This window comes from Sandarakinorhabdus sp. (assembly GCF_987265915.1).
On sequence record NZ_OZ503948.1, the window covers coordinates 3,284,651 to 3,308,904 of the forward strand.

Sequence of the window (24,254 nt, forward strand, 5' to 3'; positions counted from 1 at the left end):
AGCGAGTGCAGGCGTCAACCCACAGAATCGAGCGCGTGATAGAGCAGCACGCCGGCACACACGGCCACGTTCAGGCTGTCGGCGGCGCCCAGCATCGGCAGTTTCACCAGGGCATCGCACTGTGCTGCATAGTCCGTCGGCAGGCCGGATTGTTCATTGCCCATGAACAGGAAACAGGGCGCGGCATAGTCATGGGCGCGGTAATCGACGGTGCGCCCGTCCAGCGCCGCGCCGACCAACTGGCCTTCGCCGCTGCGCAGCCACTGGAAGAACTCCGGCCCGGTGGCGCGCGCCACTTGCCGGCTGAACAGCGCGCCCATGCTGGCGCGCACCGCTTCCACGCTGAACGGGTCACAGCTTTGATCGAGCAGGATCACCCCGCCGGCGCCGGTGGCATCACAAGTGCGCAGCATGGTGCCGAAATTGCCGGGATCCTTCAGATTCTCGGCGACCAGCCACAGCTTGGCGGTGCTGCGATCAATGTTCGCCAACGCCGTGTCCGGGATTGGATAGGCCGCCGCGACGCCTTGCGCATTATCCTTCCCCGTCAGCCGCTGCATCAGATCGGGCGTGGTGCGCAAGCATGTGGCGTGCGCCGCGGCGGCGGCCGCGATCAGCGCCTGGGTGAGCGGGTGGCGCTCGGCTTCGAAGGTGAACACCAGCGTGCTGGGCGCCTGCCCGGCGCTGAGCGCTTCGGTGCAGACACGCAGGCCTTCGGCCAGGAACTGCCCGGCCGCACGCCGGCCACGCTTGTCGGCCAGCGATTTCAGCGATTTCAGCACCGGGTTGGCCGGCGAAGTGACATCTGTGATGCGGATCATAGCGCGACGATGTTGTAATTATGCCATAGCAGGATCGACAGCGCGCCGCGGTGCGGGCGCATCGGTTCGGCCAGCGCCCGGGCGCGTTTTTCCGTCGGGCGCGAGTCTTCGCCGAGCAGGCGGCCCAATTGCACCTGCAAGGCCAGATCGCCGGCCGGGAAGATGTCGGTTCGGCCTTCAGCAAACAGCAGGTAGATCTCCGCCGACCAGCGGCCGATGCCCTTGATCGAACTGAGCAACACGATGGCGTCCTCGTCATCGGCCGGCAGCGCGGCGAAATCCACGTGCCCGCCGGTCACCGCTGCGGCCAGCGCATGGACATAGCTGGCTTTCTGACCGGACAGGCCGGCGCTGCGCAGTGTGTCGAAAGGCGTGGCGGCGACCCGCGCCAGATCGTCCATGTCGCCACCGCACGCCGCTTCCAATTTGTTCCAGATGCTGGCGGCCGCCTTGGTGCTGACCTGCTGGGCGACGATGGCGCGCATCATCGTACCGGCCCCGCGCGGCCGCAGGCGCGGTTTGGGCGGGCCATGCGCGGCCAGCGTGGCCGCGATCGGCGGATGATCGGCGGCCAGCGCATCGAGGCTGGCGGCAAGCTGTGCAGCGGAAAGGCCCATGGGCGCCAGCCTAGCGGGGCGGCAGCCGGCTGGCCAGCGGGTGGGATGAGGAGGTCTGTAAATCGCTGGTCTGGTCTTCGTGGCACGTCCCCACCCCCAGCTCCTCCCCTGAAGGGGAGGGGAGCAGATTGCGCGTGCACCAACGACTCCCCTCTCGCTTGCGGGAGGGGCTGGGGGTGGGAAGGAACAGCACAAACACACCAGCATTTGGCCTTTCGCCCCCGACCCGTTATGGTCCTGAAGATGGTCGACCCTCGCGTCCGCATCGGCTTTTTCCAAGACAAGAACCGTGCCTTCTGGATTTTGCAGGGCGGCGGCTGGATCGCCTATCTGATGCTGCGGGCGCTGTCCGGCCTTGCCAATTCCATGGGGCTGGCCTTCGTGCTGCCGGCGGTGATCATCACGGCGACCGGCTTTTCGATCACCCTGCTGCTGGCGGCTGCCTATCGCCGGCTGATCACCATGAAGCCGATCTGGACCTGGACGTTGACCGCCATGCTGCTGATGACGGCCGCGGCGCTGTTTTCGGTGCTGGAGGTGTGGGCGCACGCGACCTTCTATCAACCCGGCTGGCAGCCCAAGGGCATCCAGTTCCTCGGCGCCATCCTGCTGGATTTCTCGGTGCTCGGGGCCTGGACGGGGCTTTATTACGGGATCAACTATTATCTGCTGCTCGCCGATCAGTCGGAACGGATGCTGAACATGGCGGCGCAGGCCAACAGCGCGCAGCTGGCGATGTTGCGCTATCAGCTCAACCCGCATTTCCTGTTCAACACGCTCAACAGCATCTCCACCCTGGTGCTGCTGAAACAGACTGACCGTGCCAACGCCATGCTGTCGCGGCTGGCGAGCTTCCTGCGCTACAGCCTGGTCGGGGAACGCGAAGGCCTCGCGACGGTTGCACAAGAGGCCGAAGCGCTGAAACTCTATCTCGATATCGAACGCACCCGCTTCGAAGCCCGGCTGCGCACACGATTCGATGTCGCGGCCGATGTGATGGAGGCGCGGCTGCCATCGCTGTTGCTGCAACCGATTGTGGAAAATGCCATCAAATATGCCGTTACCCCATCCGAAGACGGCGCCGACATCGTGATCGATGCGCGGCGCATGGGCGATCGGTTGGTGATCACCATCGCCGATACCGGCCCCGGCCTGGGCGGAACGCCCGCCGAAGCCGGCGGCACCGGTGTGGGCCTGGCCAATATCCGCGAGCGGCTGGCGCAAAGCTATGGCCCCGATCATCGCTTCGAACTGGCGGACAATGACCCACAGGGGCTGATCGTGCTGATCGACATTCCGTACCAGACCGACATTGTGCCACTGCCTGCCGCAAACCCGATTGCCGTGCCGCAACTTGGCTCCCAAGGATGATGCCATGCTGATCCGTGCAATATTGGTTGATGATGAACCGCTGGCCATCCAGGGCCTGGAGCTGCGCTTGGCTGCGTTCGACGATATCGAGATCGTCGAACGCTGCGCCAATGGCCGCGAGGCGATCCGCGCCATCCGCACCCACAAGCCCGATCTGGTGTTCCTCGACATCCAGATGCCGGGCTTCGATGGCTTTTCCGTGGTCTCCGGCCTGTCCGACATCGAGCCCCCGTTGTTCGTGTTTGTCACTGCCTTCATGCAGCACGCGCTGAAGGCCTTTGATGCGCAGGCGGTGGATTATCTGCTGAAACCGGTCGAGGAAGAGCGGCTGGCCGCCACTGTCGAGCGGGTCCGCCAGCGCCTGGCCGAACGCCAGGGGGCGCAGGGTGCCGAGCGGCTGAAGGAAATCCTGTCCGAAGTCGCCCCCGAAGCCCTGCCGGATGATCTGGCCGATGCGCCAGCCGCCAGCCGTTTCGAAAAGGTGATCAACATCAAGGATCGCGGCCAGATTTTCCGGGTGGAAGTGGCCGAGATCGAGCGCATCGATGCCGCTGGCGATTATATGTGCATCTACACCGCCGATCAGACTTTGGTGCTGCGCGAGACGATGAAGGATCTGGAAAAACGCCTCGATCCCAAGAAGTTCCAGCGCATCCACCGCTCCACCATCGTCAACCTCGACAATATCAAGAGCGTGAAGCCCCATACCAACGGCGAATGTTTCCTGGTGCTGGGCAGCGGCACGCAGGTGAAGGTGTCGCGCAGCTATCGCGACGTGGTGGCGCGGTTTCTATAGGCCTTGGCGCCCCAGCCAGTCGGTGACGATGCCGGCGGCGGTTTTCAGATGTTCGGGCTGGAACGCGTAATAATGCGTCGCGCCTTTCACCTCATGCAGCTCGCGCGAAGCGGCGTTCGGCACGCAGGCAAACAGGCGCTGCGTGTGGCTGGGGGTGCAGGCATCGTCTGCGCTGTTGCCCACCACCAGCACCGGCACGGTGATACGATGGCCAACTTTCAGCGAACAGGCATGGCTGCGCAGGCTCCATTGCGACAACCATGACCGGAGCGTGGTGAAACGGCCCAGCCCGCCCGGCGAATCGTTGATCAGGCGCGGATCACCCAGATAGCAGCGGCCGGGCGCGCGATCATTGGCGTCCACTTGCGCGTCGAGCCAGCACGGTGCTGCCATGGTGCCGTGGACGATGAAGGCGCGCTCCGCATGCGGGCCTTCGCGGGCCTTCAGTTCGGCCAGCGTGTGCAATGCCCAATCGGTGATGCGGTTCGACCGGGCGACCTGCCGCGCCGCATATTCGGCCAGGAAATCCGCGCTGTACGGCGGTTGCGGGGCGGCGGAATCATAGAGGTTCCAGGCCGGATCGCGGCGGGTCGGGTCGCCTTCATCCAGCACCGACGGATCGAACCATTCGGTCAGTGTCTGCGCCCGCGACACATGCGCCGCCAGCAGCATCACGCCATCGACCGGCGGCAGCTTGGCTTCGGCCATGGCGAAGGGATCACCAGCCGGCGTGTGGGTGACCTGTGGGTCGGCCGCCTCGGCCTGATAGAAGAGCGCCAGGCTGCCGCCGCCCGACCAGCCGGCCAGCACGACCTTGCTGTAGCCCAGCACCTCGCGGCAATGCGCCACCCAGCGGCCGAGATCGACCGCGACCTTCTCCATAATCAGCGCCGAATCATTGTTGGGGTAACGCGACACCGCCGTCAGTACATGGACGCCCGCCGCCGCCAGCGCGGGCGGCAGCGGCAGATAATGCATGATGCCCATCGGGTGCATGAAGATGACGATGGTGTCCGACGGCGCATCGGGCTTCAGGTGATGAGCCTGCAACGCCACCACGCCATCAATGCCGCCATAGGTATCGCGCAGGCCAACGGCTTCGCGAAAGGCGATCAACAGGGGAATGCGGGCAAAGCTCATGCCGCGGCCTTGCGGGCGCTCCAGGCGGCGATGGTGGCGTGGGCGGTGCGGGCGTCTTCGGCCAAGATCGCATCATGCGCGGCGACGCGGGTGGTGATTTCCAGTGGCAGGCCGTTGGGATCGGCGAAATAGACCGATTTGACAAAGCCATGATCGATCGGCCCGAAACAAGGCACGCCGGCGCCGTTCAACTGGTCCCGCCACGCCAGCAATTTGGCTTCATCCTCGGCTTCGAAGGCGACATGGCGGTCGAACCCGTGCGCCAGGTTGAAATCACCGTCCTTCACGCTATTTGGCGCATCGAAAAACGCGATGAAATTGCCGTCGGGCAGGCGGAAGAACAGGTGCACGAACGGGTTGGGCAGGCCCGATCCCGGCTCCTTTTCCTCCTGCACGACGGCCGCCAGCGGCAGGCCGAGCACGTCTTCATAAAAGGCGCGCGTTTCTTCGGCGTCGCGGCAGCGATAGGCGCTGTGATGGATGCCCTTGAGTGCTGTGGTCATCGGCTGAGTCCTCCCCGTCCCCACGCTTGCACAGGGATCGGGCTGCGCCAAGCGGCGTAATTGTGATTTACAAGGTTACAAAGGTTCCGCTTTTTGCGTTTTTCCGACATGAACAATGCCAATATCCGGGCAACACCCCGTGTCATCCTCGATCCCGATCATGACACAGGGCGCATGCGTAGGACAGGCGTGGCGCGCATATGGCAGGTGGGGCAGAAATGCCCTATGTTGAACAAATTGCCCTGCCACGCCGGAGCTGCCCGATGAAGGCCCATCCGACCAAGCGCCTGACCGCCACCATGCTCGATGGCGGCCGCATCGTCGTGCCCGCCGAAGTGCGCGCCGCGCTCAATCTGAAGAAGGGCGACAAGGTCGTGGTGTCGCTGGACGCGGATGGCGAAGTGCGCTTGTCAACGCAGCGGCAGGCCTTGCGGAAGCTGCAGTTACTATATGCCAAGCATGTTCCGCCGGGAACCGATTCCATCGACGATTTCATTGCCTTCCGGCGCGCCGAAGCTGCCCGCGAAGAGCGCGGGGAGTGACCGGACCGGCGCTGGACGCATCGGTGTTGCTGGCGGTCATCCGACAGGAGCCCGGCTGGCCACAGCTGTTATCGCGCATCGAACAGGGTATGGTCAGCACGGTGAACATTGCCGAAACCGTGGCCCGTCTGATCGATCTGGGCATGCCGGAAGCCGAACTGACCGGGCTGCTGATTGCAGCCACGTTGACCGTGATACCGCATGATCTGGACCAGGCGCTTGAATCCGGCCGCCTGCGCGCCTTCACCCGCCACGCCGGCCTGTCGCTGGGCGATCGCGCCTTTCTGGCGCTGGCGCGCGTGCGCGGCGTGCCGGTGCTGACGGCGGATCGCGCCTGGGCGGCCCTGGCCGAAGCGATCGGTGTCGAAGTGGAACTGATCCGGTAGGGCTCCCGCCGCCAGCGGGAGGCGGGAGCCAAACGAATCAGGTCTTCGTTGCCGGGCCGAGCTTGATCATGTCGAGCCGCTTGGCACGCTCCTGCACCTTGGGCAGCACCTCCTTGGCGTAGCTGCTCAGTTGCGCCGGCGCGGCGGCGTTGCCCGTCATCGTCTGATGCAGGGCGATGGCTTCGGCATGGGCCTCGCGCTGCTGTTCCAGATAGAGTTCGTCAAATTTGGCGCCGGCATCTTTCAACAGGACGAGGCGCGCCTGGTGCGCCGCAAGCAGTTCGAGGCGCGGTGCCTGCAAGGCCGCGCTGGTGGTGGCCACCTGCAACAGCCGGGTCGAAGCGCGATGATCATCGATCATTTGCTGGGCAAATTCGCGCACGGCCGCGTTGTTCGAGCGGGTGAGCGCCAACTGGCTGGCCTGGATTTCGAACTGGTCGCCCGATGCAGCTTGCGTGGCATATTCCTGGGGATCACTCGCCGCCGAGATGCTGCTGGCCGTGGTGCCGCCCATGCCGTTCATCGTCGCCTTGCCATCGGCCGTCATGCCATCGGCGGCGGGCGCGGCGACGGGGGTTTCCTTGGCCTTTTCCCCGCACGCGGCCAGCGCGAGCGACGACAGGGCGGCGGCGAATAACAAGGTCTTCATGGCGTTTCTCCGGTGGATGGTCGTCAGCGGGCAAACCGGCGAGGCGCGCGAAAGTTCCCCCCGAGCCAGCCGGCACCGCCAGTAAAGGATGGCACAACAACCTGGTTGTCTGCGGTGGAAGGAGCGCCAGAAAGGCCGGAATCCGCGGCGGAATTGGCCACTTTGCCGGAACCGGCGGGGCTGCGCGGGGTTCAATCAGGACTGCTTCCCCAACGGAGAATAGCCATGAGCCACCACCATATTTCCGCCGTGTTCGATACCCAGGCCGAAGCCGACCGCGCCGTTTCCCAGCTGCGCGATGCCGGCATCGATACGGCAGCCATCTCGTTGATCGCGCGCCATGATGGCGCGAATGTCACCACCGACGGCGACGGTGACGACGTGTCCAATGCCACGCAGGATGTCATCGGCAAGACCGCGCTGGGCGCCGGCATCGGCACCGCGCTGGGCGTGGCGGCGCTGGCGATTCCCGGTGTCGGCCCGTTCATTGCGGCCGGTGCCATCGCCGCCGTGGCGGTTCCGGGCGCGGCGCTGACCGGCGCTGCCGTTGGCGCGGTGGCCGGCGGCCTGGCTGGCCTGTTCACCGATCACGGGGTGAGCGAGGACGATGCACGTTACTATGAAGCCCGCGTCGGCGACGGCGGCATCTTCGTGTCGGTGGACACCAGCAAGACGCCGCTGCACGGTTCAGTGGCGCGCGACATCCTCTATCGCAACGGCGGCCACAGCAGCACGCGCGAAAAGATGAACATGGCGATGTGAAGCGCCGCCCCGCGGCCGGCATGGAATTGCTGGCTGCGGGGCGCGTTTTCGCGATTGGCTTTGGCGTTTGGCGGGGGGAATCCCCAGTCCGATTCGTTGAGCTTGCATGAGCAGCACCGCCATCGCCCTCAATCGCTTCGGCCTCGGCGCCCGGCCGGACATGACGCCGCCGGCCGATCCGCGGGCCTGGCTGCTGGCGCAGATTGACGGGTTTGATCCGCGCCCGGCGATGATCGCCAACCTGCCCGGCGGCGCAGCGATGACCATCCAATATCGCCAGAATCTCGCCAGCCTGCGCCGGGTCGGCATCGGCGGCTTGCCGCCGCAGCCCGGCGATCCGGAACCCCTGCAAGGCAAGGCCGCGCAGGACGAAGCCGATCGTTATCAGAAGGAGCGGCGCCAGGCGTTTCGCCAGGCCTATGGCGCGCAGGTGCAGGCGCGCCTTGCCCTGGCGATCAGTGGCCCGACGCCGTTTGCCGAGCGATTGGTGCATTTCTGGGCCAATCATTTCGCGATTTCCACCGACAAGCTGGCCACCGCCACCATGGGCGGCCCGCTTGAGTTCGAAGCCATCCGCCCCAATATCGGTGGCAAGTTCGCCGATCTGCTGCTCGCCGTGGTGCGCCACCCCGGCATGATGTTTTACCTCGATCAGGCGCAATCGATCGGGCCGAACAGCCTGCTGGCCCAAGCCGCGCGGGCGCGAGGAGCCAGGCGCCAGCCTGGCCTGAACGAGAATCTGGCCCGCGAGATCCTGGAGCTGCACACGCTGGGCGCCGGCCATTACACGCAGGACGATGTTGCCGGGCTGGCGCGCGCCCTGACCGGCTGGAGCATTGGCGGCTTCGTGCGGCGGCCAATCGGCGTTCCGGCCGCTAACGGCGACTATGTGTTTCAACCGAACTGGCACGAGCCGGGCAGCGTGACCGTGGCCGGCAAGCGCTATGCTCAGGATGGTGCCGCACAGGGCGAAGCCATCTTGCGCGATCTGGCCGTACATCCACTGACCGCGCAGCGCGTGGCGGAGAAACTGGCCCGGCATCTGGTGGCCGATGTGCCGCCGCCGGCGCTGGTGGCGCGGCTGGCGCGTGCCTGGCAGGAGAGCGGCGGCGATCTGCCGGCGCTGTATCGCGCGCTGATCAACGCGCCGGAGGCGTGGGCGCAGCCGCTGGCCAAGTTCAAGACGCCGTGGGACTGGACCGTGTCGGTCGCCCGCGCCTTGCCCAAGCCCGAAAGGCCCGATCTGCGGCTGGTGCTGATGCTGAACGAACTGGGCCAGCCGGTATGGCGGCCAGGATCGCCGGCGGGCTGGCCGGATGATACGGCGCGCTGGGCCGCGCCCGATGCGCTGCTGCGCCGGGTGGAGGTGGCGGGGCGCATGGCCGCGCTGGGGGCTGGTGCCGATCCGCGCGCATTGGCGCAGAAATTGCTGCCCGGCACGCTTTCACCGACCACGGCCACCGCAATTGCGCGGGCCGAAAGCCCGGTCGAAGGCATTGCGCTGCTGCTTGTCTCGCCGGAGTTCATGCGCCGATGATCACCCGTCGTTCCTTGTTGGCTCGCAGTGCACTGGTCGGCGGGCTGGCGCTGCACCCCAATCTGGCGCTGGCCGCCGCCGGCACTGATCAGCGCCTGGTGTTCATCATCCTGCGCGGCGCCATGGACGGGCTGGCCGCCTTCCCGCCGCTGAACGATCCCCGCCTGGAACGGTTGCGCGGGGGCCTGGCGACGCCGCCCGAAGCGCAAGGCGCGCCGATCACGCTGACCAGTGATTTTGCCGCTCACCCGGCGCTGAAGGGCTTTGCCGGTCTGTTCGCTGCGGGCGAGGCATCGGTGGTGCACGCGGTGGCCAGCCCGTATCGCGAGCGCAGCCATTTCGACGCACAGAACATCCTGGAGACCGCCGGCAATGCCGCCTATGCGGTCAAGGATGGCTGGCTGAACCGGTTGTTGCCGCTGTTGCCGCCCGCGCCTCCGCCGGTGGCGATTTCTGCCACGCTGCCGGCCTTGTTGCAGGGCGCGGCGCCGGCCACCAGCTTTGCCCCCAGCCGGCTGCCCGATGCCAGCGCTGGGCTGAAGGCGCGGGTGGCGGCGCTGTATGAAGCCGATCCGCTGCTGCACCGATTGTGGAGCGAGGCCATGGCGACCGAGATGATGGCGGGCAGGGCCGGCGATGCGGCCGGCCCGCAGAATGCGGCCGCGTTGGCCACCACCGCGGCGCGGCTGCTCGCCGATCCGGCCGGGCCGCGCATCGCCGTGCTCGATCTGGGCGGGTGGGACACGCATGCCGGCCAGGCGTTCCGGCTGGCGGCGCAGTTGCGGCAACTGGATGCGGTGTTCGCTGCGCTGAAATCCGGCCTGGGCGGCGCATGGGCCAATACGCTGGTGATCGCCGCAACGGAATTTGGCCGCACGGTGGCCGCCAACGGCACCGGCGGCACCGATCATGGCACGGCGAGCGCTGCGCTGCTGGCCGGCGGGCGGGTCGCCGGCGGCCGGGTGCACGGCGATTGGCCGGGGCTGGCGCGCTTGTTCGAAGACCGTGATCTGATGCCGACCAGCAGCCTCAATGCACTGTTCGCCGGCGCGGTGGCCGGCCTTTATGGGCTGGACCCGGAGCGGGTGGTGGCCAAAGTCTTTGCCGCGGCACCAGCCAAGGCAATGGCCGGGTTGGTCAGGGCGTAAGCGCCGCCAGCAGGAAATTGCTGGCGTCGGTGAGCACCGGGGCCTTGCCGCGAAACGGTTTGGACAGCGCCAGCAGGATGCCGATATGGCCGATGCCAGGGTACAGCTTGACCGTAGCGCGGCCGCCAAGATCGCTTACGGCATTGGCCAAGCGCTGGCTGTTGCGCGGGCGCACCGTTTCATCCGCATCACCGTGCAGCAGCAAAAGCGGCGGCGCATCGGCGCGCGCGAAGTGGATCGGTTGGGTATCGGCCAGATCGGGCGCGTTGCCCAAGGCGGCTTCCGCCGCGCCGCCCGGTTCGAAGGGGCGGAAATCATAGGGCCCGGCCAGGCCCACTGCCGCCTTGATCTGGTCTGCCACGCCCCAGCGCCGATCCAAGCTGAGCAACAGGGCGATATGCGCGCCGGCGCTGTGCCCCATCACGCCGATGCGCGCCGGATCGCCGCCGTGGCCGGCGATATTGGCCGCCACCCATTTGATCGCCGCCGCGCCATCCTGAACAAACGCCGGCCAGCGCACCTGCGGCACGAGGCGATAATCCGGCACCACCACCACGAACCCCTTGGCCGCCAGGGCGCGGGCGGCAAAGCCATAGCCATCGCGCATGCCGCTGTTCCAGCTGCCGCCATAGAAAAACACGATCACGGGCAGTTTGCCGGCACCGCCTTCGGGCGCCCACACATCCAGCCGCTGCCGCGCATCGCTGCCGAACGCCGCGCCCGAAACGATGCGCTTCACCCCGCCATCGCCGGGGGTCAGCCGGTTGACACCATTGAGCGCGCCCAGCGGCGAGCAGGCGGCAGTGAGCGCCGAAATGGCAGCGAAACCGAGGAGATTGCGGCGGGACATCATGGGATGGCGATAGGGGGCCGCGCGCCTTTGGGCAACCACGCCAAGGCCGGTTCAATCGCGCAGCGGCAGCTGGATGATTTGTGATGTTGCCACGGTTCCGGGCGGCGCGCGGCGGTTCTTGGAGCGGTACATGGCGGCGTCGGCGCGGGTGAGCAGATCGCCCACATCACGGTCTTGCAGGGCATCATGGACGACGCATCCGGTGGAAAAGGTCGTGCGATAGGGCAACCCAAAACGTTCTTCGGTAGCGCGCAGCCCTTGGCGCAGCCGGGCGATGGCCAGATTGGCATCGCTGACACTGGCCCCCGGCATCAACACGACAAATTCATCGCCGCCCATGCGCGCGATCGCATCGGTCGGGCGAACGCTCTGCTGCAGGGCATCGGCAAAGCGGCGCAGCACCGCATCGCCTTCGGCATGGCCATGGCTGTCGTTGATCGCCTTGAAACTGTCGAGGTCGAAGCAGCACAAGGTGATGGGCTGATCCTGGCCGGCACAATAATCGAAGCTGCCTTGCGCGACATTCAGAAAACCCCGACGGTTCCAGACCCCGGTAAGCGGATCGGTGCTCGAGGCCTGGAACGATGCCAGCTCGTCTTCGACCATGCCGGCGAGATCCTTCAGCGCCAGCATGTCGTCATGGTCGAATCGGCGCGGCTGCGTATCGATGATGCACAGCGTTCCGACCTTGGCGGAGCGTGAGACGCGCAGCGGGCAGCCAGCATAGAAACGGATATGCGGCGCGCCCGTCACCAGCGGATTGTCAACAAAGCGCAAGTCGGCCAGGGCATTGGGGATGACGAACACATCGTCGCCCAATACGGCGTGCCCGCAAAAGCTGATGTCGCGAGCGGTTTCCGGCACATCGAGGCCGATGTTGGATTTGAACCATTGCCGGTTGAAATCGACCAGGGTGAACAGCGCGATCGGCACCTTGAACAGGCGCGATGCCATCCGGGTGAGGCGATCGAAGCGCTCATCCGGGCCGGTATCGAGCAGTTGCAGCGCACCCAGCACCTGCAATCGGTGCAGTTCATTGTCGGCATGTCGCGGTTTCAACACAGCAAATCTCCCGCGGGGCCCGTCACGCGTCCAGCATGCGAAACAGCCATGCCGGACATTTTCGCTCTATCACATGGACACGGCCCGTGCCACCCAAACTGCCGCGGATGCGGCCCCATGGCCGGCGCAAATGCCATGAAGACCGGAACGCATCCCACGATCTTCGGGCGGCCCCACGCGCGGCCTGGTGCACCGATTGCAGGCGGCGCGCGGCGCGGCTATGCTGCGGCCATCGCGCGGGAGGATCATCATGAAGCTGAACATCAACGGCAAGCCGACCGAGGTTACCGCCGATCCTGACATGCCCTTGTTGTGGGCACTGCGCGATGTGCTGGGGATGACCGGCACCAAATTCGGTTGCGGCGCCGGCTTCTGCGGCGCCTGCACGGTGCAGCTGGATGGGGAACCGGTGCGCGGCTGCCAGACGCCGGTTTCGGCCGTGGGCACCGCCAAGATCACCACCATCGAAGGCCTGTCGATGTCGGCCTGGGGCCGCAAGTTGCAGGATGCCTGGGTGGCACTGGATGTACCGCAATGCGGCTATTGTCAGGCCGGGCAGTTGCTCGCTGCCGAAGCGTTGCTGCGCTCCACCCCCAAGCCGACCGATGCCGATATCGATGCCGCGATGAGCAGCAATCTGTGCCGCTGCGCCACCTACACCCGCATCCGCGCCGCCATCAAACAGGCGGCCGCAGCATGATTGCCGCCTCGCGCCGGGCCGTGTTGCAGGCCGGGGTGCTGGCCGGCGGTGCGATGACGCTTGGCCTGCGCGCCGCCGGGGCAAAGGCCAGCGTGCCGGGCGCGCTGTCGGCGTTCATCATCGTGCGCGCCGACGGCAGCGTGGAGATCACCGCGCATCAGCCGGAAATCGGCCAGGGCGTGAAGACCAGTTTCCCGATGATGATCGCCGAGGAACTCGACGTCGATTGGGCCCAGGTGAAGGTGGTGCAGGCTCCCGGCAACCGCGCCGTCTATGGCGCGCAGATTGCCGGCGGATCGAGTGCCACCCCCACCCAGTTCGAACGCATGCGCCGGCTGGGTGCGGCCGGGCGGGCCATGCTGATCGAAGCTGCCGCCAAGGGCTGGGGCGTGCCGGCCGGCGAAATCACCACCGCCAGCGGCCGCCTCTATCACAAGGCGAGCAATCGCGAGGCCGGCTATGGCCAGTTTGCCGAAGCCGCCGGCTGGATCACGCCGCCCAAGCCGGAATCCCTGAAACTGAAGGACCCGGCCAGTTTCCGCATTCTCGGCAAGCGCGTGCCCGGCGTGGACAATCGCGCCGTCGTCACCGGCCAGCCGCTGTTCGGCATCGATGCCCGCCCGGCGGGCATGGTCCATGCCGCCTATGCCAAATCGCCGGTTTTCACCGGCAAGCTGAAAAGCGCCAACAAGGCCGCCGCGCTGGCGGTGCCGGGCGTGAAGGCGGTGATCGACATCGCCGAGCGCCGCGATCTGAAAACCGAAATCGACGTCGGCCTGCCCGGCATCGAGGTGTTGCCGCAAGGCATTGCCGTGCTGGCCAACAGCACCTGGGCGGCGTTGAAGGGGCGTGATGCGCTGGATGCGGTGTGGGAAGGCGGCGATGCAGCCTTTCAATCCACCGTGGCCTGGGATGCGGCCGCAGCCAAGGCGCTGAGGGATGGCCCGCAGAAACCCGGCTACATCAACCATGGCGATGCGCCGGCCAAGCTGGCGGCGGCGGCTCGCCATGTGAAGGCCGATTATGCCTATCCGTTCATCGCCCATGCCCAGCTGGAGCCGATGAACTGTACCGCGCAGGTGAAGGACGGCAAGTGCGAGTTGTGGCTTTCGACCCAGACGCCCGAGGACGCGCGCCGCATGGTGGCGCTGGCGCTGGGCATCAAGGCCGAGGATGTCACGCTCAACCTGATGCGCTCCGGCGGCGGTTTCGGCCGGCGCCTGATGAACGATGTCGCGGTGGAAGCGGCGGTGATCGCCAAGGCGGCCGGCGTGCCGGTGAAGCTGACCTGGGATCGCGGCCAGGATTTCGCCCATGATTGGCTGCGCCCCGGCGGCTGGCACCGGCTGGAAGCCGGGCTGGATGCGGCCGGCAACATCATTGCCTGGCACGACCATTTCATCAGCTATGGCCGCGACGGCAAGCTCGATCCGCCGGCGGTGATCGATGCCTCGCTGTTCCCTTCGGGCGTGATCCGCGATTATCGCGCCGACGTAACCGTGCTGCCGCTGGCCTCCACGCTGGGCTGGCTGCGCGCGCCGATCAACAATGCCTTTGGTTTCATCACGCAAGGCTTCATCGATGAATGCGCCCACGCCGTGGGGCGCGACGCGCTGGAATATCGCCGCACCTTGCTGGGCGCGCCCCGCGCCATTCCGATCGCCGAGGAATTCAGCGGCGAAACCAAGGCGGATGCGCAAGGCACGCCCTATCACACCGGGCGCATGCGCGGCGTGCTCGACAAGGCCGCGGCCATGGCCGGCTGGGGCCGCAAGCTGCCCGCGCGCAGAGGGATGGGCATCGCCTTCCACTTCAGCCATCTGGGCTATTTCGCCAATGTCGTGGAGGCCAGCGTTGCCGCCGATGGCAGCGTGAAGGTGCACAAGATCTGGGTGGCAGCCGATGTCGGCCGGCAGATCGTCAACCTGTCGGGCGCCGAAAACCAGGTGCAGGGCAGCGTGATCGACGCGCTCGGTGCGGCCATGGGCCAGCGCATCACCTTCGCCGACGGCGCGGTCGAGCAGCGCAATTATGGCGATTATCCGCTGGCCCGCATGAACGATGCGCCGCCGGTGGAGGTGGCCTTTGTGCCCACCGATTTCCACACCACGGGCCTGGGCGAGCCGGCCTATCCCAGCCTGGCGCCGGCGCTGGCCGGGGCGATCTTTGCCGCCACGGGCAAGCGCCTGCGGCAATTGCCGTTCGACACCGAGCTTTTGAAAGCCTGAGCCATGACGATCCAGATGAGCCGCCGCAATTTCCTGTTTGCCAGTGCGGCGGTGGGCGGCGGCCTGTATCTGGGCATCAGCCCGCAAGCCGCTGATGCGGCAGAGCCGGGCCAGCTCAACGCCTGGGTGGTGATCGCGCCGGACAATCACATCCGCATCATGGCCAGCAATCCCGAAGTGGGCCAGGGCATCCGCACCAGCCTGCCAATGGTGATTGCCGAGGAACTCGACGCCGATTGGACCAAGCTGGAGGTGGTGCCGACGATCGCCGACTCCAAGGTCTATGGCCGCCAGGTCGCCGGCGGATCGCAGGCCATGGCAACCCAATATGAGTTGATGCGCAAGGTCGGCGCGTCGGCGCGCAGCCTGATCGTGCAGGCCGCGGCCACGGCCTGGGGTGTGCCTGCGGCCGAGCTGACCACGGCGAAGGCGATGGTGATGCACGCCGCATCGAAGCGCACCGCGCCTTATGGCCAGTTCGCCTCCGCTGCCGCCGCCCTGCCCGCCCCCGATGCGGCCAGCGTGCCGGTGAAGGCGCCCAAGGATTTCAAGCTGATCGGCACGTTCCAGCCCGGCGTCAACAACCGCACCATCGTTGCCGGCAAGCAGGCTTACGGCATCGATGCCGTGCTGCCGGGGATGCTGCACGCCGCCTTTGAAAAGCCGCCGGTGCAGGGCGCCAAGGTGAAATTCGCCGATCTCGCCAAGGCCAAGGCGATGAGCGGGGTGCGCGATGCCTTCATCGTGCCGGGCAGCGACGATTATGAAGGGCTGAGCGCCGGGGTGGCGGTGATCGCCGACACCACCTGGCATGCACAGCGCGCCCGCACGGCGCTGAATGTGCAATGGACCGACAGCCCGGCCGCCTTCCAATCGACGGCAACCTGGGAGAAATTGGCCGCCGATGCCAAGGGCAAGCCGCCGGCCATGGCCGTGCACAGCAGCGGCGATGTGGCCGCCGCCATGGCGCGCGCCACCAAGCGCGTGTCCGCCGATTATGCCTATCCTTTCATCCCGCACGTGCCGCTGGAGCCGATCAACTGCACGGCGCAGGTGATTGGCGACAAGGTCGAGATCTGGGCACCGACGCAGAACCCCGAACCGGGCCGCGCCGCGGTCGCCAAAACGCTGGGCGTGCCGCCGGAGAATGTCACCATCCACATGATGCGGGTGGGCGGCGGTTTCGGGCGCAGGTTGCAGAATGATTATATGGTCGAGGCCGCCTGGATCGCGCGGGCCGCCGGCCGGCCGGTCAAGCTGACCTGGACGCGCGAAGACGACATCACCCAGGATTTCTTGCGCCCCGGCGGCTGGCATTATCTGGAAGCCGGGCTGGATGCGGCCGGGCGCTGCATCGCGTGGGACAATCATTTCATCAGCCATGGCCGCGACGGCAAATTCGCCCGTGCCGCCAATATCGGTGCCAGCGATTTCCCGGCCGGCATCGTCACCGATTTTCGGCTGGGTGCCACCGTGCTGCCCCTGATCCATACCACCGGGTTTTTGCGCGCCCCGGCCAACAATGCCTTTGGTTTCGTGACACAGGGTTTCATCGATGAGCTGGCACATGCCGCCGGTCAGGACCCGTTGCAGTTCCGCCGTGATTTCCTGGGGCCGGCGCGCTTCATCGGCGATCCCGCCGCGCGCGGTTCCTACAACACCGGTCGCATGCGCGCGGTGCTCGACAAGGCCGCAGCCATGGCCGGCTGGGGCCGCAAGCTGCCGGCGCGGTCGGGCCTCGGCATCGCCTTCCACTTCAGCCATCTTGGCTATTTCGCCAATGTCGTCGAAGCCCGCGTGGCCAGGGATGGCACAGTGAAGGTGGTGAAAATCTGGGTGGCCGGCGACGTCGGCCGCCAGATCGTCAACCCGGCCGGCGCGATCAACCAGGTGCAGGGCAGCATCCTCGACGCGCTGAACGCCTGCCAGACGCACGCCATCACCTTTGCCGATGGCGCCATCGAGCAGCGCAATTTCGGCGACGTGCCGCTGGCGCGCATGGACCAGACGCCGCCGATCGAGGTCGCCTTCCTCACCCCGGATTATCCGGTGACCGGCCTGGGCGAGCCGGCCTATCCGGCGGTGGCGCCGGCGCTGGCCAATGCGATCTTTGCCGCGACCGGCGTGCGGCTGCGGCGGATGCCGTTCGATGCGGCGCTACTGAAGGCCTGAGCGAAAGCGACAGAAACGCGTGGAGCCTGAGCCTGTGGGGCGGGATAGACATGCCCTGACGTGCGGATTTCACTTTGGGGGCTTCTGATGAATCGCTTGAACTGGTTTGCCGCCCTGGCCTTGGCCTGCTCGGCCGTCCCGGCAGTCGCGCAAGCTGTCCGCCGGCCCGATGATACGCAGGTGTGGACCACCGTGCAGACCTTTGGCCCGGTTTCAGGCCGGCTGCTGGTGTGGGGTGAAGTGCAATCGCGGTTTACCAGCGATGTCAGCCGGCTGGGCACGCTGATCCTGCGCCCGGCCATCGGATTGCGATTCAAGCATAATATCGATGTTTATGCCGGCTACCAATATGAACATGGCAATCTGACCCCTGGGGTCAGAACCGATGAGCATCGATTTTGGCAGCAGGTGGTGGCGCCGATCGTGCGCAACAAGGATGGGCTGGCGCTGGTGGCGCGGCTGCGGCTGGAGCAGCGCATGCTGGAAAATCGCCCGGACACCGGCTGGCGGGTGCGTGGCCAGTTGCGTCTGGCCGTGCCGCTGCATGGCCCCGGCACGGCCGGCCCGCTGTTTTTCAGCGAGACGTTTGCGACCCTGAACGATACCAGCTGGGGACCGCCGGCCGGTTTTGATCAGCAGCGGACATTTGCCGGGGCGATCATCCCGATCAACCGGCGCATTCATGTTGAAGCCGGCTATATGAACCGGTTTGTGAATCGCCCGGCTGGCGATCAGATGCAGCATATTGCCAATCTGACCCTGTTTATCCGGCCGGGCGGCTGAAGCAGCGTCGCTGGTTCAGTTGCCCGGCCGGCAGATCAGCGGCTCAGCCCTTCAGCGTCTTGAGATAGGCAATCACGTCCTTGCGCTTCTTGGCGTCGGGGATGCCGGCAAAGGCCATCCGCGTGCCCTTCACATAAGCCTGCGGCTTGGTGAGGTAGGTGTCGAGATTGGCTTCGGTCCACACCACATTCTTGCCCTTCATGGCGGGCGAGTAGTTGAACTTGGCATAGGTGCCCGACTTGCGGTTCACGACACCGGCCAGCGACGGCCCGATGCGGTTCTGGCCAGCAACATTGCTGTGGCAGGTCTTGCACTGGGTGAAGACTTTTTCACCGGCAGCGGCATCCTGGGCAGCGGCCGGGGCGGCAGCCGCGATGGCAGCCAGCGCCGCCACAGTCATCATCATCGTCTTCATTCGTCTCTCTCCCTGGACAATCAGTGTTGATGGCCGCCACCGGCGGCGGGTTCGGTCTTGAATTCAACGTCAACCGGCCCGGCTTTTTCAAACAGCAACCGGGCCTTCATCATTGCTCCATCGCGCATCGGCGCTTTCAGGCCGATGAACATCACATGCAGACCGCCGGGGACGAAACGGATTGTGGCCCCCGCTGGCACCGGCACCCCGCCGGATACGCTGCGCATCTGCATCACGTTGCCCTTTGCCACCGTGCCGTGCAGATCGGCGCGATTGGACCCAGCCGTGGTGACGGCGACCAGACGATCCGCCGCCGTGCCGCGATTGGTGATGGCCATGAAGCCCGCGCCGGTTTTGGACACCGGACTGGCGACACGGAGCACCGGATGATCGATGAGCAACTTCCCCACCTTGTATTCGTGCGCGGACGCGGATGCGGCCATGGCAAGCACGGCCGCCAAAATCAACTGTTTCATGCGTGCTTCCTGATCTGAAGACGGCAAATTGGCCTGCGGCACGATGGCTCGGCAGGTTCCCTGCCAATCAGGCGTGCGGCGGGCCTTGGCCGAGCTGGCGGGGACGATGGCGGCGCAGAATGGCCCGCACCAGTATAGGCAGTGGTGCAGGCAGGACATGCAGGGCCAGCAACGGCAGCAGCAACGCGGCGCTGATCAACGCCGGGCCAAGCGCCAACGCATAATCGCAGGGCGTGTCGGCATCGCCCGCTGGCAGCAGCGGATCGGCCGGCAGCGTAGCGCCGCTGCACAGGGTGAGCGCAAAGCCGCTGGTCATCGGCATCCAGCCCACCGGCACCAGCAGACGCAGCACCAGCGCCGCCAGGCAGGCAGCAACCAGCAAGGGCCCAGGATGGCGACGCGGCATGTCTTGCGCCTGCCACGCGCCCGGTTCGCCGGCAAGCCCCGCCCATAAGCGATTTCGCGTGTGCGGCGTCTTGGCAGCGCAATACAGTGTAACTACATTCAGATGGTTCAACCCAACCGAGGATCGTTCCCATGCCCAACCCTTGGCAGCACAGCCGCAGCAGCGGTTCCGCCGACGACATTGATTTCGAGATCAAGGGCCAGGAATTGCAGTTCGTCGAGATCGAGCTGGACCCCGGCGAAAGCGCCGTGGCCGAAGCCGGCGCGATGGTGTGGAAAGACGCGGCCATCGGCATGACCACGGTGTTCGGCGATGGCAGCGCCGATGCCGGCGGCGGCTTCATGGGCAAGTTGCTGGGCGCCGGCAAACGGCTGGTGACCGGCGAAAGCCTCTTCACCACCGTGTTCACCCACAATGGCGGCGGCAAGGCGCGCGTGGCCTTTGCCAGCCCCACGCCGGGCGCAATCCTGCCGATCAAGCTCGACAGCGTGGGTGGCACGCTGATCTGCCAGAAGGATGCGTTTCTGGCGGCGGCGCGCGGCGTTTCGATCGGCATCGAATTCCAGCGCCGCATCATGACCGGGCTGTTCGGCGGCGAAGGCTTCATCATGCAGCGGCTGGAAGGCGACGGCTGGGTGTTCGTGCAGATGGGCGGCACCGTCGTGGAGCGCAGCCTGGCGCCCGGCGAAGTGCTGCATGTCGATACCGGCTGCCTGGCCGCCTATACGCCGGGCGTGCAGTTCGATCTGGAAACCGTGGGCGGCGTGAAGAGCATGTTGTTCGGCGGCGAAGGCGCATTTTACGCGCGGCTGACCGGGCCGGGCAAGGTGTGGATCCAGTCGCTGCCGTTCAGCCGGCTGGCCGGGCGCATGTTGCAGGCCGCCGGCGGCCGCGGCCAGAATCGCGGCGAAGGCAGCTTGCTGGGCGAGTTCGGCGATCTGATCGGCGGGAATCGTTGACCTGACGCCATCTTAGATGCGTGTTGCGCCGAGCTGCGCCGCCCAATGATCAAGGCGGGCGCGCAGCCGGCGATCGCGCACATATTCGAGCGGTTCTTGCCGCAGCCGCTCTTTGATTTCGAACGCGAAGGCGGCGCTGCCGTGCGCCGCCCACGCGTCCGCCAGAGAGCGGTGCCGGCTGCTGCCGTGGCGCAGGTTGAACCAGATGCGGTTCTGGATATGCGCGACGTCCGGTGCGGCACCCACCCACAGTTCGCCCGATGCCGTGCAGCTTATGGCATAGACGCCTGGTTCCGGCTTGCGCTCCTTCCAGTCGGCCACGGCGGCCCTGCGCATTTGCTCATCCATCACCTGGCTCCCTATATTACCCTGATGTATTGACTCTATATTTAGTCCGGATAAAATACTGGCATGTCACATGCACTGTCAACACCCTGCACCGCTTTTTCCGGCATGGACCTGTTGGCCAGCGGGCCGCTGATCGATGTCGCGCTTGCCATCAAGACGGCTGGCGACGCTGAGTCGATCCTGCTGTTCGATGATGCCAGCGGGCGTGTGGTGGATCTGGACCTGCGTGGCAGTATGGCCGATATCGTGCAGCGATTGGGCGAGCCTGAGCCGGCGCGCGGGCGCGGGCGGCCGAAGCTTGGCGTGGTGGCACGCGAGGTCACGCTGCTGCCGCGGCACTGGGAATGGCTCGGGCAGCAGCCGGGTGGGGCCTCTCAGGCACTGCGCCGGCTGATCGATGTGGCGCGCAAGGCCGATGGCGGAACGACGGCGGCCAGGGCCGATCACGAGCGGGCCTATCGCTTTCTCAGCGCGCTGGCCGGCGATCTGCCCGTTTATGAAGAGGCAATTCGGGCGCTGTTCGCCGGCGACGGCGCGGCCTTTGCACAACGCATGGCGGATTGGCCCACCGCTGTGCGCGCCTATGCCTTGCGCCTTGCCGGCCACGAGGGAGCGACCCAATGACCCTCGATCATCCCCGCAAGCAGCGGCTCGCCGCCTTCATCGCGCAGGTGTGGGACGATGGCGATGCCGATGCTGTCGACCATTATCTGGCACAGGCCTACACCATCCATCATGATCCCGGCGATGCCTGGGATGGCCGCGTGCTTGATGTGGACGGCTTCAAGGACCGTTTGCGCCAGTCCCGCGCTGCCTTTCCCGATCAGCATTTCGATGTGGCTGCGATGTTTGCCGATGGCGATCACGTGGTGATGACCTGGTTGTGGGCAGCGACCCATGCGGGCGATCTGCCGGGCTTTCCCGCCACCGGCGCGACCATCCGCATGTCGGGCGCGACGGTTTACGGGTTCGATGCGCAGGATCGACTGACCGGCCATTGGCAAATCAGCGACCGGATGGGCGTGTTCCAGCAGCTGATGGCGGCACGTTGACGCAAACCATCCGGCGGACCAAGAAGGGCGCCGATGGCCAAGCTCTATTTCTACTATGCCTCGATGAACGCCGGCAAATCGACGGTGCTGTTGCAGGCCAGCTTCAATTATCGCGAGCGCGGCATGAACACGATGCTGTTCACCGCCGCCGTCGATGATCGCGCCGGGGCCGGGGTGATTGCCTCGCGCATCGGGCTGAGCGCGCCGGCGCAGGCCTTTGCCGGCGATACCAATCTGTTCGCGATCATTGGCGCCGCGCATGATGCCACACCGCAGCATTGCGTGCTGGTGGACGAGGCGCAGTTCCTGAGCCAATCGCAGGTGTGGCAACTGGCGCGGGTGGCCGATGATCTGGGCATCCCCGTGCTCTGCTATGGCCTGCGCACCGATTTTCTGGGGGCGCTGTTCGAAGGCAGCCAATGGCTGCTGGCGCTGGCCGACACGCTGAGCGAATTGAAGGCGGTGTGTGACTGCGGGCGCAAGGCGACCATGAATTTGCGGATAGACAGCGCGGGCCGTGCCGTGACCTCTGGCCAGCAGACCGAAATTGGTGGCAATGATCGTTATGTGGCGCTGTGCCGGCGGCATTTTGTGGCCGCGTTGAATGGGGCGGCGTTGAATGGAGCGGGAGACGCAAGATGACCAGTGTGTATGAGTTCAGCGCCAAGACCATCGACGGCCGCGACGTGTCGATGCGCGATTTCGAAGGCAAGGTGCTGTTGATCGTCAACACCGCCAGCAAATGCGGTTTCACCCCGCAATATGCCGGGCTGGAAGCGCTGCACAAGAAATATGGCCCCAATGGCTTTGCCGTGCTGGGCTTTCCCTGCAACCAGTTCGGCGCGCAGGAACCGGGCGATGCCACCGAAATCGCCAATTTCTGCAAGCTGACCTATGATGTCGATTTCCCGATGTTCGCCAAGATCGATGTCAACGGCGACAATGCGCATCCGCTGTTCCAGATGCTGAAGAAACAGGCGCCCGGCCTGCTCGGCACCGAAAGCATCAAGTGGAACTTCACCAAGTTCCTGATCGACAAGCATGGCCAGGTGCAGGAACGCATCGCCTCGGCCACCAAGCCGGAAGCGCTGGGCGGCCAGATCGAATCGCTGCTCGCCAAGGCCTGAGTCCAACAAGGGGACGCACCATATGCACAGCACGCTGCCCAACGATCTGGCGCAATGGTGGATGCCGTTCACCGACAATCGCCATTTCAAGGCCAATCCGCGCGTGCTGGTGGCCGCCAGGGACATGCACTACACCGCTGGCGATGGCCGCCAGGTGCTGGATGGCTGTGCCGGGCTGTGGTGCGTGAATGCCGGCCATGGCCGTGATCGCATCGTGCGCGCCATCCAGCAGCAGGCCGGCGATCTGGATTTCGCGCCGACCTTCCAGTTTGGCCACCCGCTGGCGTTTCAGCTGGCCAACCGGCTGGGCGCCCTGATGCCGCCGGGGCTGGACCGCATCTTTTTCACCAACAGCGGATCGGAAAGCGTCGATACCGCGCTGAAGATTGCGCTGGCCTATCACCGGATGCGCGGCGAAGGCCAGCGCACGCGGTTGATCGGGCGGGAACGCGGCTATCATGGCGTCGGCTTTGGCGGGATTTCGGTCGGCGGCATGGTCGCCAACCGCCGCACCTTCGGGCCGGGGCTGGTGGGTGTGGATCATCTGCCGCACACCCATGATCTGGCGCGCAACGCCTTTGCCCGGGGGCTGCCGGCGCATGGTGCGGAACTGGCTGACAGGCTGGAGGCGATCGTGGCGCTGCACGGCGCCGACACGATCGCCGCGGTGATCGTGGAGCCGGTGGCCGGATCAACCGGCGTGCTGCCGCCGCCGGTGGGTTATCTGGAACGGCTGCGCGCCATCACCGCCAAGCACGGCATCCTGCTGATCTTCGATGAGGTGATCACGGCGTTTGGCCGGCTGGGTGCGGCCACCGCGTCGGAGCGTTTTGGCGTGACCCCCGATCTGATCACCATGGCCAAGGGGCTGACCAACGCATCGGTGCCGATGGGCGCCGTGGCGGCGGCCCGGCACGTGCATGATGCCATCGTCGATGCACCCGGCGATGTGCCGGGCATCGAACTCTTCCATGGCTATACCTATTCCGCGCATGCGCTGGCCTGCGCGGCCGGCATCGCCACGCTGGAGCTTTATGCCGATGAGGGCCTGTTTGCCCGCGCACGCGCGCTGGAAGCGCATTTCGAAGCCGCCGTGCACAGCCTGGCCGCTGCACCGCATGTGATCGACATCCGCAATTTCGGGATGATGGCCGGCATCGAGCTGGCGGCGCGGGCCGGGGCACCGGGCGCGCGCGGCACCCAGATGCTGCGCACGCTGTTCGATGCCGGCCTGCTGGTGCGGGTGACCGGCGACACCATCGCGCTGTCGCCGCCCTTGATCGTCAGCGCGGAGCAGATCGACGCGATGGTGGCGATGATCGCTTTTGCATTGCAGGATCTGGCCTAGCCGCACTCTGTTTCGTTACAGCCCCATTACATCCGTGTAATCTTTTTTGAGGC

General features: G+C 66.0%; 28 protein-coding genes. 17 read left to right on the plus strand and 11 right to left on the minus strand.

The window, feature by feature from the left end; genetic code table 11:
* Positions 1-14 precede the first annotated feature (14 nt).
* Together AC6UUM_RS15600 and AC6UUM_RS15605 are read right to left on the minus strand one after the other, a co-directional pair.
* Positions 15-821: a TrmH family RNA methyltransferase gene (locus AC6UUM_RS15600; protein WP_500803163.1), complete on the minus strand. Its 807-nt coding sequence runs from the start codon at positions 819-821 to the stop codon at positions 15-17.
* Positions 818-1,438 (minus strand): DNA-3-methyladenine glycosylase family protein, encoded by a 621-nt coding sequence (locus tag AC6UUM_RS15605; RefSeq protein ID WP_500803164.1) that lies wholly within the window; start codon positions 1,436-1,438, stop codon positions 818-820. The genes AC6UUM_RS15600 and AC6UUM_RS15605 overlap by 4 nt, the downstream gene beginning before the upstream one ends.
* Positions 1,439-1,681: 243 nt before the next feature.
* Here AC6UUM_RS15605 and AC6UUM_RS15610 point away from each other — a divergent pair, with 243 nt between their 5' ends.
* Together AC6UUM_RS15610 and AC6UUM_RS15615 are read left to right on the plus strand one after the other, a co-directional pair.
* Positions 1,682-2,809, plus strand: a complete 1,128-nt coding sequence (locus AC6UUM_RS15610; protein ID WP_500803165.1) for a sensor histidine kinase — start codon at positions 1,682-1,684, stop codon at positions 2,807-2,809.
* Positions 2,810-2,813: 4 nt separating this feature from the next.
* Complete coding sequence (locus tag AC6UUM_RS15615) at positions 2,814-3,605, plus strand: LytR/AlgR family response regulator transcription factor (protein ID WP_500803166.1); 792 nt, start codon at positions 2,814-2,816, stop codon at positions 3,603-3,605.
* On the opposite strand, the gene AC6UUM_RS15620 is transcribed toward AC6UUM_RS15615, so the two are convergent.
* Both AC6UUM_RS15620 and AC6UUM_RS15625 read right to left on the minus strand, forming a co-directional pair.
* Entirely contained in the window at positions 3,600-4,745 is a 1,146-nt protein-coding gene (locus AC6UUM_RS15620) for an alpha/beta fold hydrolase (RefSeq protein ID WP_500803167.1), read from the minus strand. The two genes, AC6UUM_RS15615 and AC6UUM_RS15620, sit on opposite strands and share 6 nt — an antisense overlap.
* The gene (locus AC6UUM_RS15625; protein ID WP_500803168.1) at positions 4,742-5,248 is read right to left on the minus strand and encodes a VOC family protein; all 507 of its coding nucleotides are present in this window, start codon (positions 5,246-5,248) and stop codon (positions 4,742-4,744) included. The genes AC6UUM_RS15620 and AC6UUM_RS15625 overlap by 4 nt, the downstream gene beginning before the upstream one ends.
* A 263-nt stretch (positions 5,249-5,511) precedes the next feature.
* On the opposite strand from AC6UUM_RS15625, the gene AC6UUM_RS15630 reads away from it, so the two are divergent.
* A complete protein-coding gene (locus tag AC6UUM_RS15630) occupies positions 5,512-5,790 on the plus strand; it encodes an AbrB/MazE/SpoVT family DNA-binding domain-containing protein (RefSeq protein WP_500803169.1) in 279 nt (92 codons plus the stop codon).
* On the plus strand, positions 5,787-6,176 hold the full coding sequence (locus AC6UUM_RS15635; protein WP_500803170.1) for a type II toxin-antitoxin system VapC family toxin: 390 nt from the start codon (positions 5,787-5,789) through the stop codon (positions 6,174-6,176). Before AC6UUM_RS15630 ends, AC6UUM_RS15635 begins: the two co-directional genes overlap by 4 nt.
* 37 nt (positions 6,177-6,213) lie before the next feature.
* Here AC6UUM_RS15635 and AC6UUM_RS15640 read toward each other — a convergent pair whose 3' ends face one another.
* On the minus strand, positions 6,214-6,825 hold the full coding sequence (locus tag AC6UUM_RS15640; RefSeq protein ID WP_500803171.1) for a DUF4142 domain-containing protein: 612 nt from the start codon (positions 6,823-6,825) through the stop codon (positions 6,214-6,216).
* 225 nt (positions 6,826-7,050) lie between these two features.
* Here AC6UUM_RS15640 and AC6UUM_RS15645 point away from each other — a divergent pair, with 225 nt between their 5' ends.
* The 3 genes from AC6UUM_RS15645 (at position 7,051) to AC6UUM_RS15655 (ending at position 10,272) form a co-directional block, all read left to right on the plus strand.
* Positions 7,051-7,587, plus strand: coding sequence for a hypothetical protein (locus AC6UUM_RS15645; RefSeq protein WP_500803172.1), 537 nt, complete (start codon positions 7,051-7,053; stop codon positions 7,585-7,587).
* Between the two features lie 106 nt (positions 7,588-7,693).
* Positions 7,694-9,124 carry a DUF1800 domain-containing protein gene (locus tag AC6UUM_RS15650; protein WP_500803173.1) on the plus strand — a complete coding sequence of 477 codons (1,431 nt, stop codon included), beginning with the start codon at positions 7,694-7,696 and terminating at the stop codon, positions 9,122-9,124.
* A complete protein-coding gene (locus AC6UUM_RS15655; RefSeq protein WP_500803174.1) occupies positions 9,121-10,272 on the plus strand; it encodes a DUF1501 domain-containing protein in 1,152 nt (383 codons plus the stop codon). Before AC6UUM_RS15650 ends, AC6UUM_RS15655 begins: the two co-directional genes overlap by 4 nt.
* Here AC6UUM_RS15655 and AC6UUM_RS15660 read toward each other — a convergent pair.
* The gene (locus tag AC6UUM_RS15660; protein ID WP_500803175.1) at positions 10,262-11,125 is read right to left on the minus strand and encodes an alpha/beta hydrolase; all 864 of its coding nucleotides are present in this window, start codon (positions 11,123-11,125) and stop codon (positions 10,262-10,264) included. The two genes, AC6UUM_RS15655 and AC6UUM_RS15660, sit on opposite strands and share 11 nt — an antisense overlap.
* Before the next feature lie 51 nt (positions 11,126-11,176).
* Positions 11,177-12,184 (minus strand): GGDEF domain-containing protein, encoded by a 1,008-nt coding sequence (locus AC6UUM_RS15665; protein ID WP_500803176.1) that lies wholly within the window; start codon positions 12,182-12,184, stop codon positions 11,177-11,179.
* Positions 12,185-12,431: 247 nt separating this feature from the next.
* On the opposite strand from AC6UUM_RS15665, the gene AC6UUM_RS15670 reads away from it, so the two are divergent.
* The 4 genes from AC6UUM_RS15670 (at position 12,432) to AC6UUM_RS15685 (ending at position 18,070) form a co-directional block, all read left to right on the plus strand.
* On the plus strand, positions 12,432-12,887 hold the full coding sequence (locus tag AC6UUM_RS15670; RefSeq protein ID WP_500804993.1) for a (2Fe-2S)-binding protein: 456 nt from the start codon (positions 12,432-12,434) through the stop codon (positions 12,885-12,887).
* Positions 12,884-15,115 carry a xanthine dehydrogenase family protein molybdopterin-binding subunit gene (locus AC6UUM_RS15675; protein ID WP_500803177.1) on the plus strand — a complete coding sequence of 744 codons (2,232 nt, stop codon included), beginning with the start codon at positions 12,884-12,886 and terminating at the stop codon, positions 15,113-15,115. The genes AC6UUM_RS15670 and AC6UUM_RS15675 overlap by 4 nt, the downstream gene beginning before the upstream one ends.
* 3 nt (positions 15,116-15,118) lie before the next feature.
* Positions 15,119-17,287, plus strand: coding sequence for a xanthine dehydrogenase family protein molybdopterin-binding subunit (locus tag AC6UUM_RS15680; protein ID WP_500803178.1), 2,169 nt, complete (start codon positions 15,119-15,121; stop codon positions 17,285-17,287).
* An 87-nt stretch (positions 17,288-17,374) separates the two neighbouring features.
* A complete protein-coding gene (locus AC6UUM_RS15685; RefSeq protein WP_500803179.1) occupies positions 17,375-18,070 on the plus strand; it encodes a DUF2490 domain-containing protein in 696 nt (231 codons plus the stop codon).
* A 43-nt stretch (positions 18,071-18,113) separates the two neighbouring features.
* Here AC6UUM_RS15685 and AC6UUM_RS15690 read toward each other — a convergent pair whose 3' ends face one another.
* The 3 genes from AC6UUM_RS15690 to AC6UUM_RS15700 form a co-directional block, all read right to left on the minus strand.
* Positions 18,114-18,485, minus strand: a complete 372-nt coding sequence (locus AC6UUM_RS15690) for a c-type cytochrome (RefSeq protein WP_500803180.1) — start codon at positions 18,483-18,485, stop codon at positions 18,114-18,116.
* Between the two features lie 20 nt (positions 18,486-18,505).
* A complete protein-coding gene (locus tag AC6UUM_RS15695) occupies positions 18,506-18,961 on the minus strand; it encodes a copper chaperone PCu(A)C (protein ID WP_500803181.1) in 456 nt (151 codons plus the stop codon).
* Between the two features lie 67 nt (positions 18,962-19,028).
* Entirely contained in the window at positions 19,029-19,367 is a 339-nt protein-coding gene (locus AC6UUM_RS15700) for a hypothetical protein (protein WP_500803182.1), read from the minus strand.
* Positions 19,368-19,498: 131 nt separating this feature from the next.
* Between AC6UUM_RS15700 and AC6UUM_RS15705 the strand changes: the two genes are divergently transcribed.
* Complete coding sequence (locus AC6UUM_RS15705; protein ID WP_500803183.1) at positions 19,499-20,326, plus strand: TIGR00266 family protein; 828 nt, start codon at positions 19,499-19,501, stop codon at positions 20,324-20,326.
* Between the two features lie 12 nt (positions 20,327-20,338).
* Here the strand turns inward: AC6UUM_RS15705 and AC6UUM_RS15710 are convergent, their stop codons facing one another.
* Entirely contained in the window at positions 20,339-20,662 is a 324-nt protein-coding gene (locus AC6UUM_RS15710; protein WP_500803184.1) for a GIY-YIG nuclease family protein, read from the minus strand.
* Positions 20,663-20,737: 75 nt separating this feature from the next.
* Here AC6UUM_RS15710 and AC6UUM_RS15715 point away from each other — a divergent pair, with 75 nt between their 5' ends.
* The 5 genes from AC6UUM_RS15715 to aptA are packed head-to-tail and all read left to right on the plus strand — an operon-like array spanning position 20,738 to position 24,201.
* Entirely contained in the window at positions 20,738-21,298 is a 561-nt protein-coding gene (locus AC6UUM_RS15715) for a DUF2239 family protein (protein ID WP_500803185.1), read from the plus strand.
* Positions 21,295-21,726 carry an ester cyclase gene (locus tag AC6UUM_RS15720; protein ID WP_500803186.1) on the plus strand — a complete coding sequence of 144 codons (432 nt, stop codon included), beginning with the start codon at positions 21,295-21,297 and terminating at the stop codon, positions 21,724-21,726. The genes AC6UUM_RS15715 and AC6UUM_RS15720 overlap by 4 nt, the downstream gene beginning before the upstream one ends.
* Positions 21,727-21,759: 33 nt before the next feature.
* Complete coding sequence (locus AC6UUM_RS15725; protein ID WP_500803187.1) at positions 21,760-22,368, plus strand: thymidine kinase; 609 nt, start codon at positions 21,760-21,762, stop codon at positions 22,366-22,368.
* On the plus strand, positions 22,365-22,853 hold the full coding sequence (locus AC6UUM_RS15730; RefSeq protein WP_500803188.1) for a glutathione peroxidase: 489 nt from the start codon (positions 22,365-22,367) through the stop codon (positions 22,851-22,853). Before AC6UUM_RS15725 ends, AC6UUM_RS15730 begins: the two co-directional genes overlap by 4 nt.
* Before the next feature lie 22 nt (positions 22,854-22,875).
* The gene (gene aptA, locus AC6UUM_RS15735; RefSeq protein ID WP_500803189.1) at positions 22,876-24,201 is read left to right on the plus strand and encodes an omega-aminotransferase AptA; all 1,326 of its coding nucleotides are present in this window, start codon (positions 22,876-22,878) and stop codon (positions 24,199-24,201) included.
* Positions 24,202-24,254: the final 53 nt, after the last annotated feature.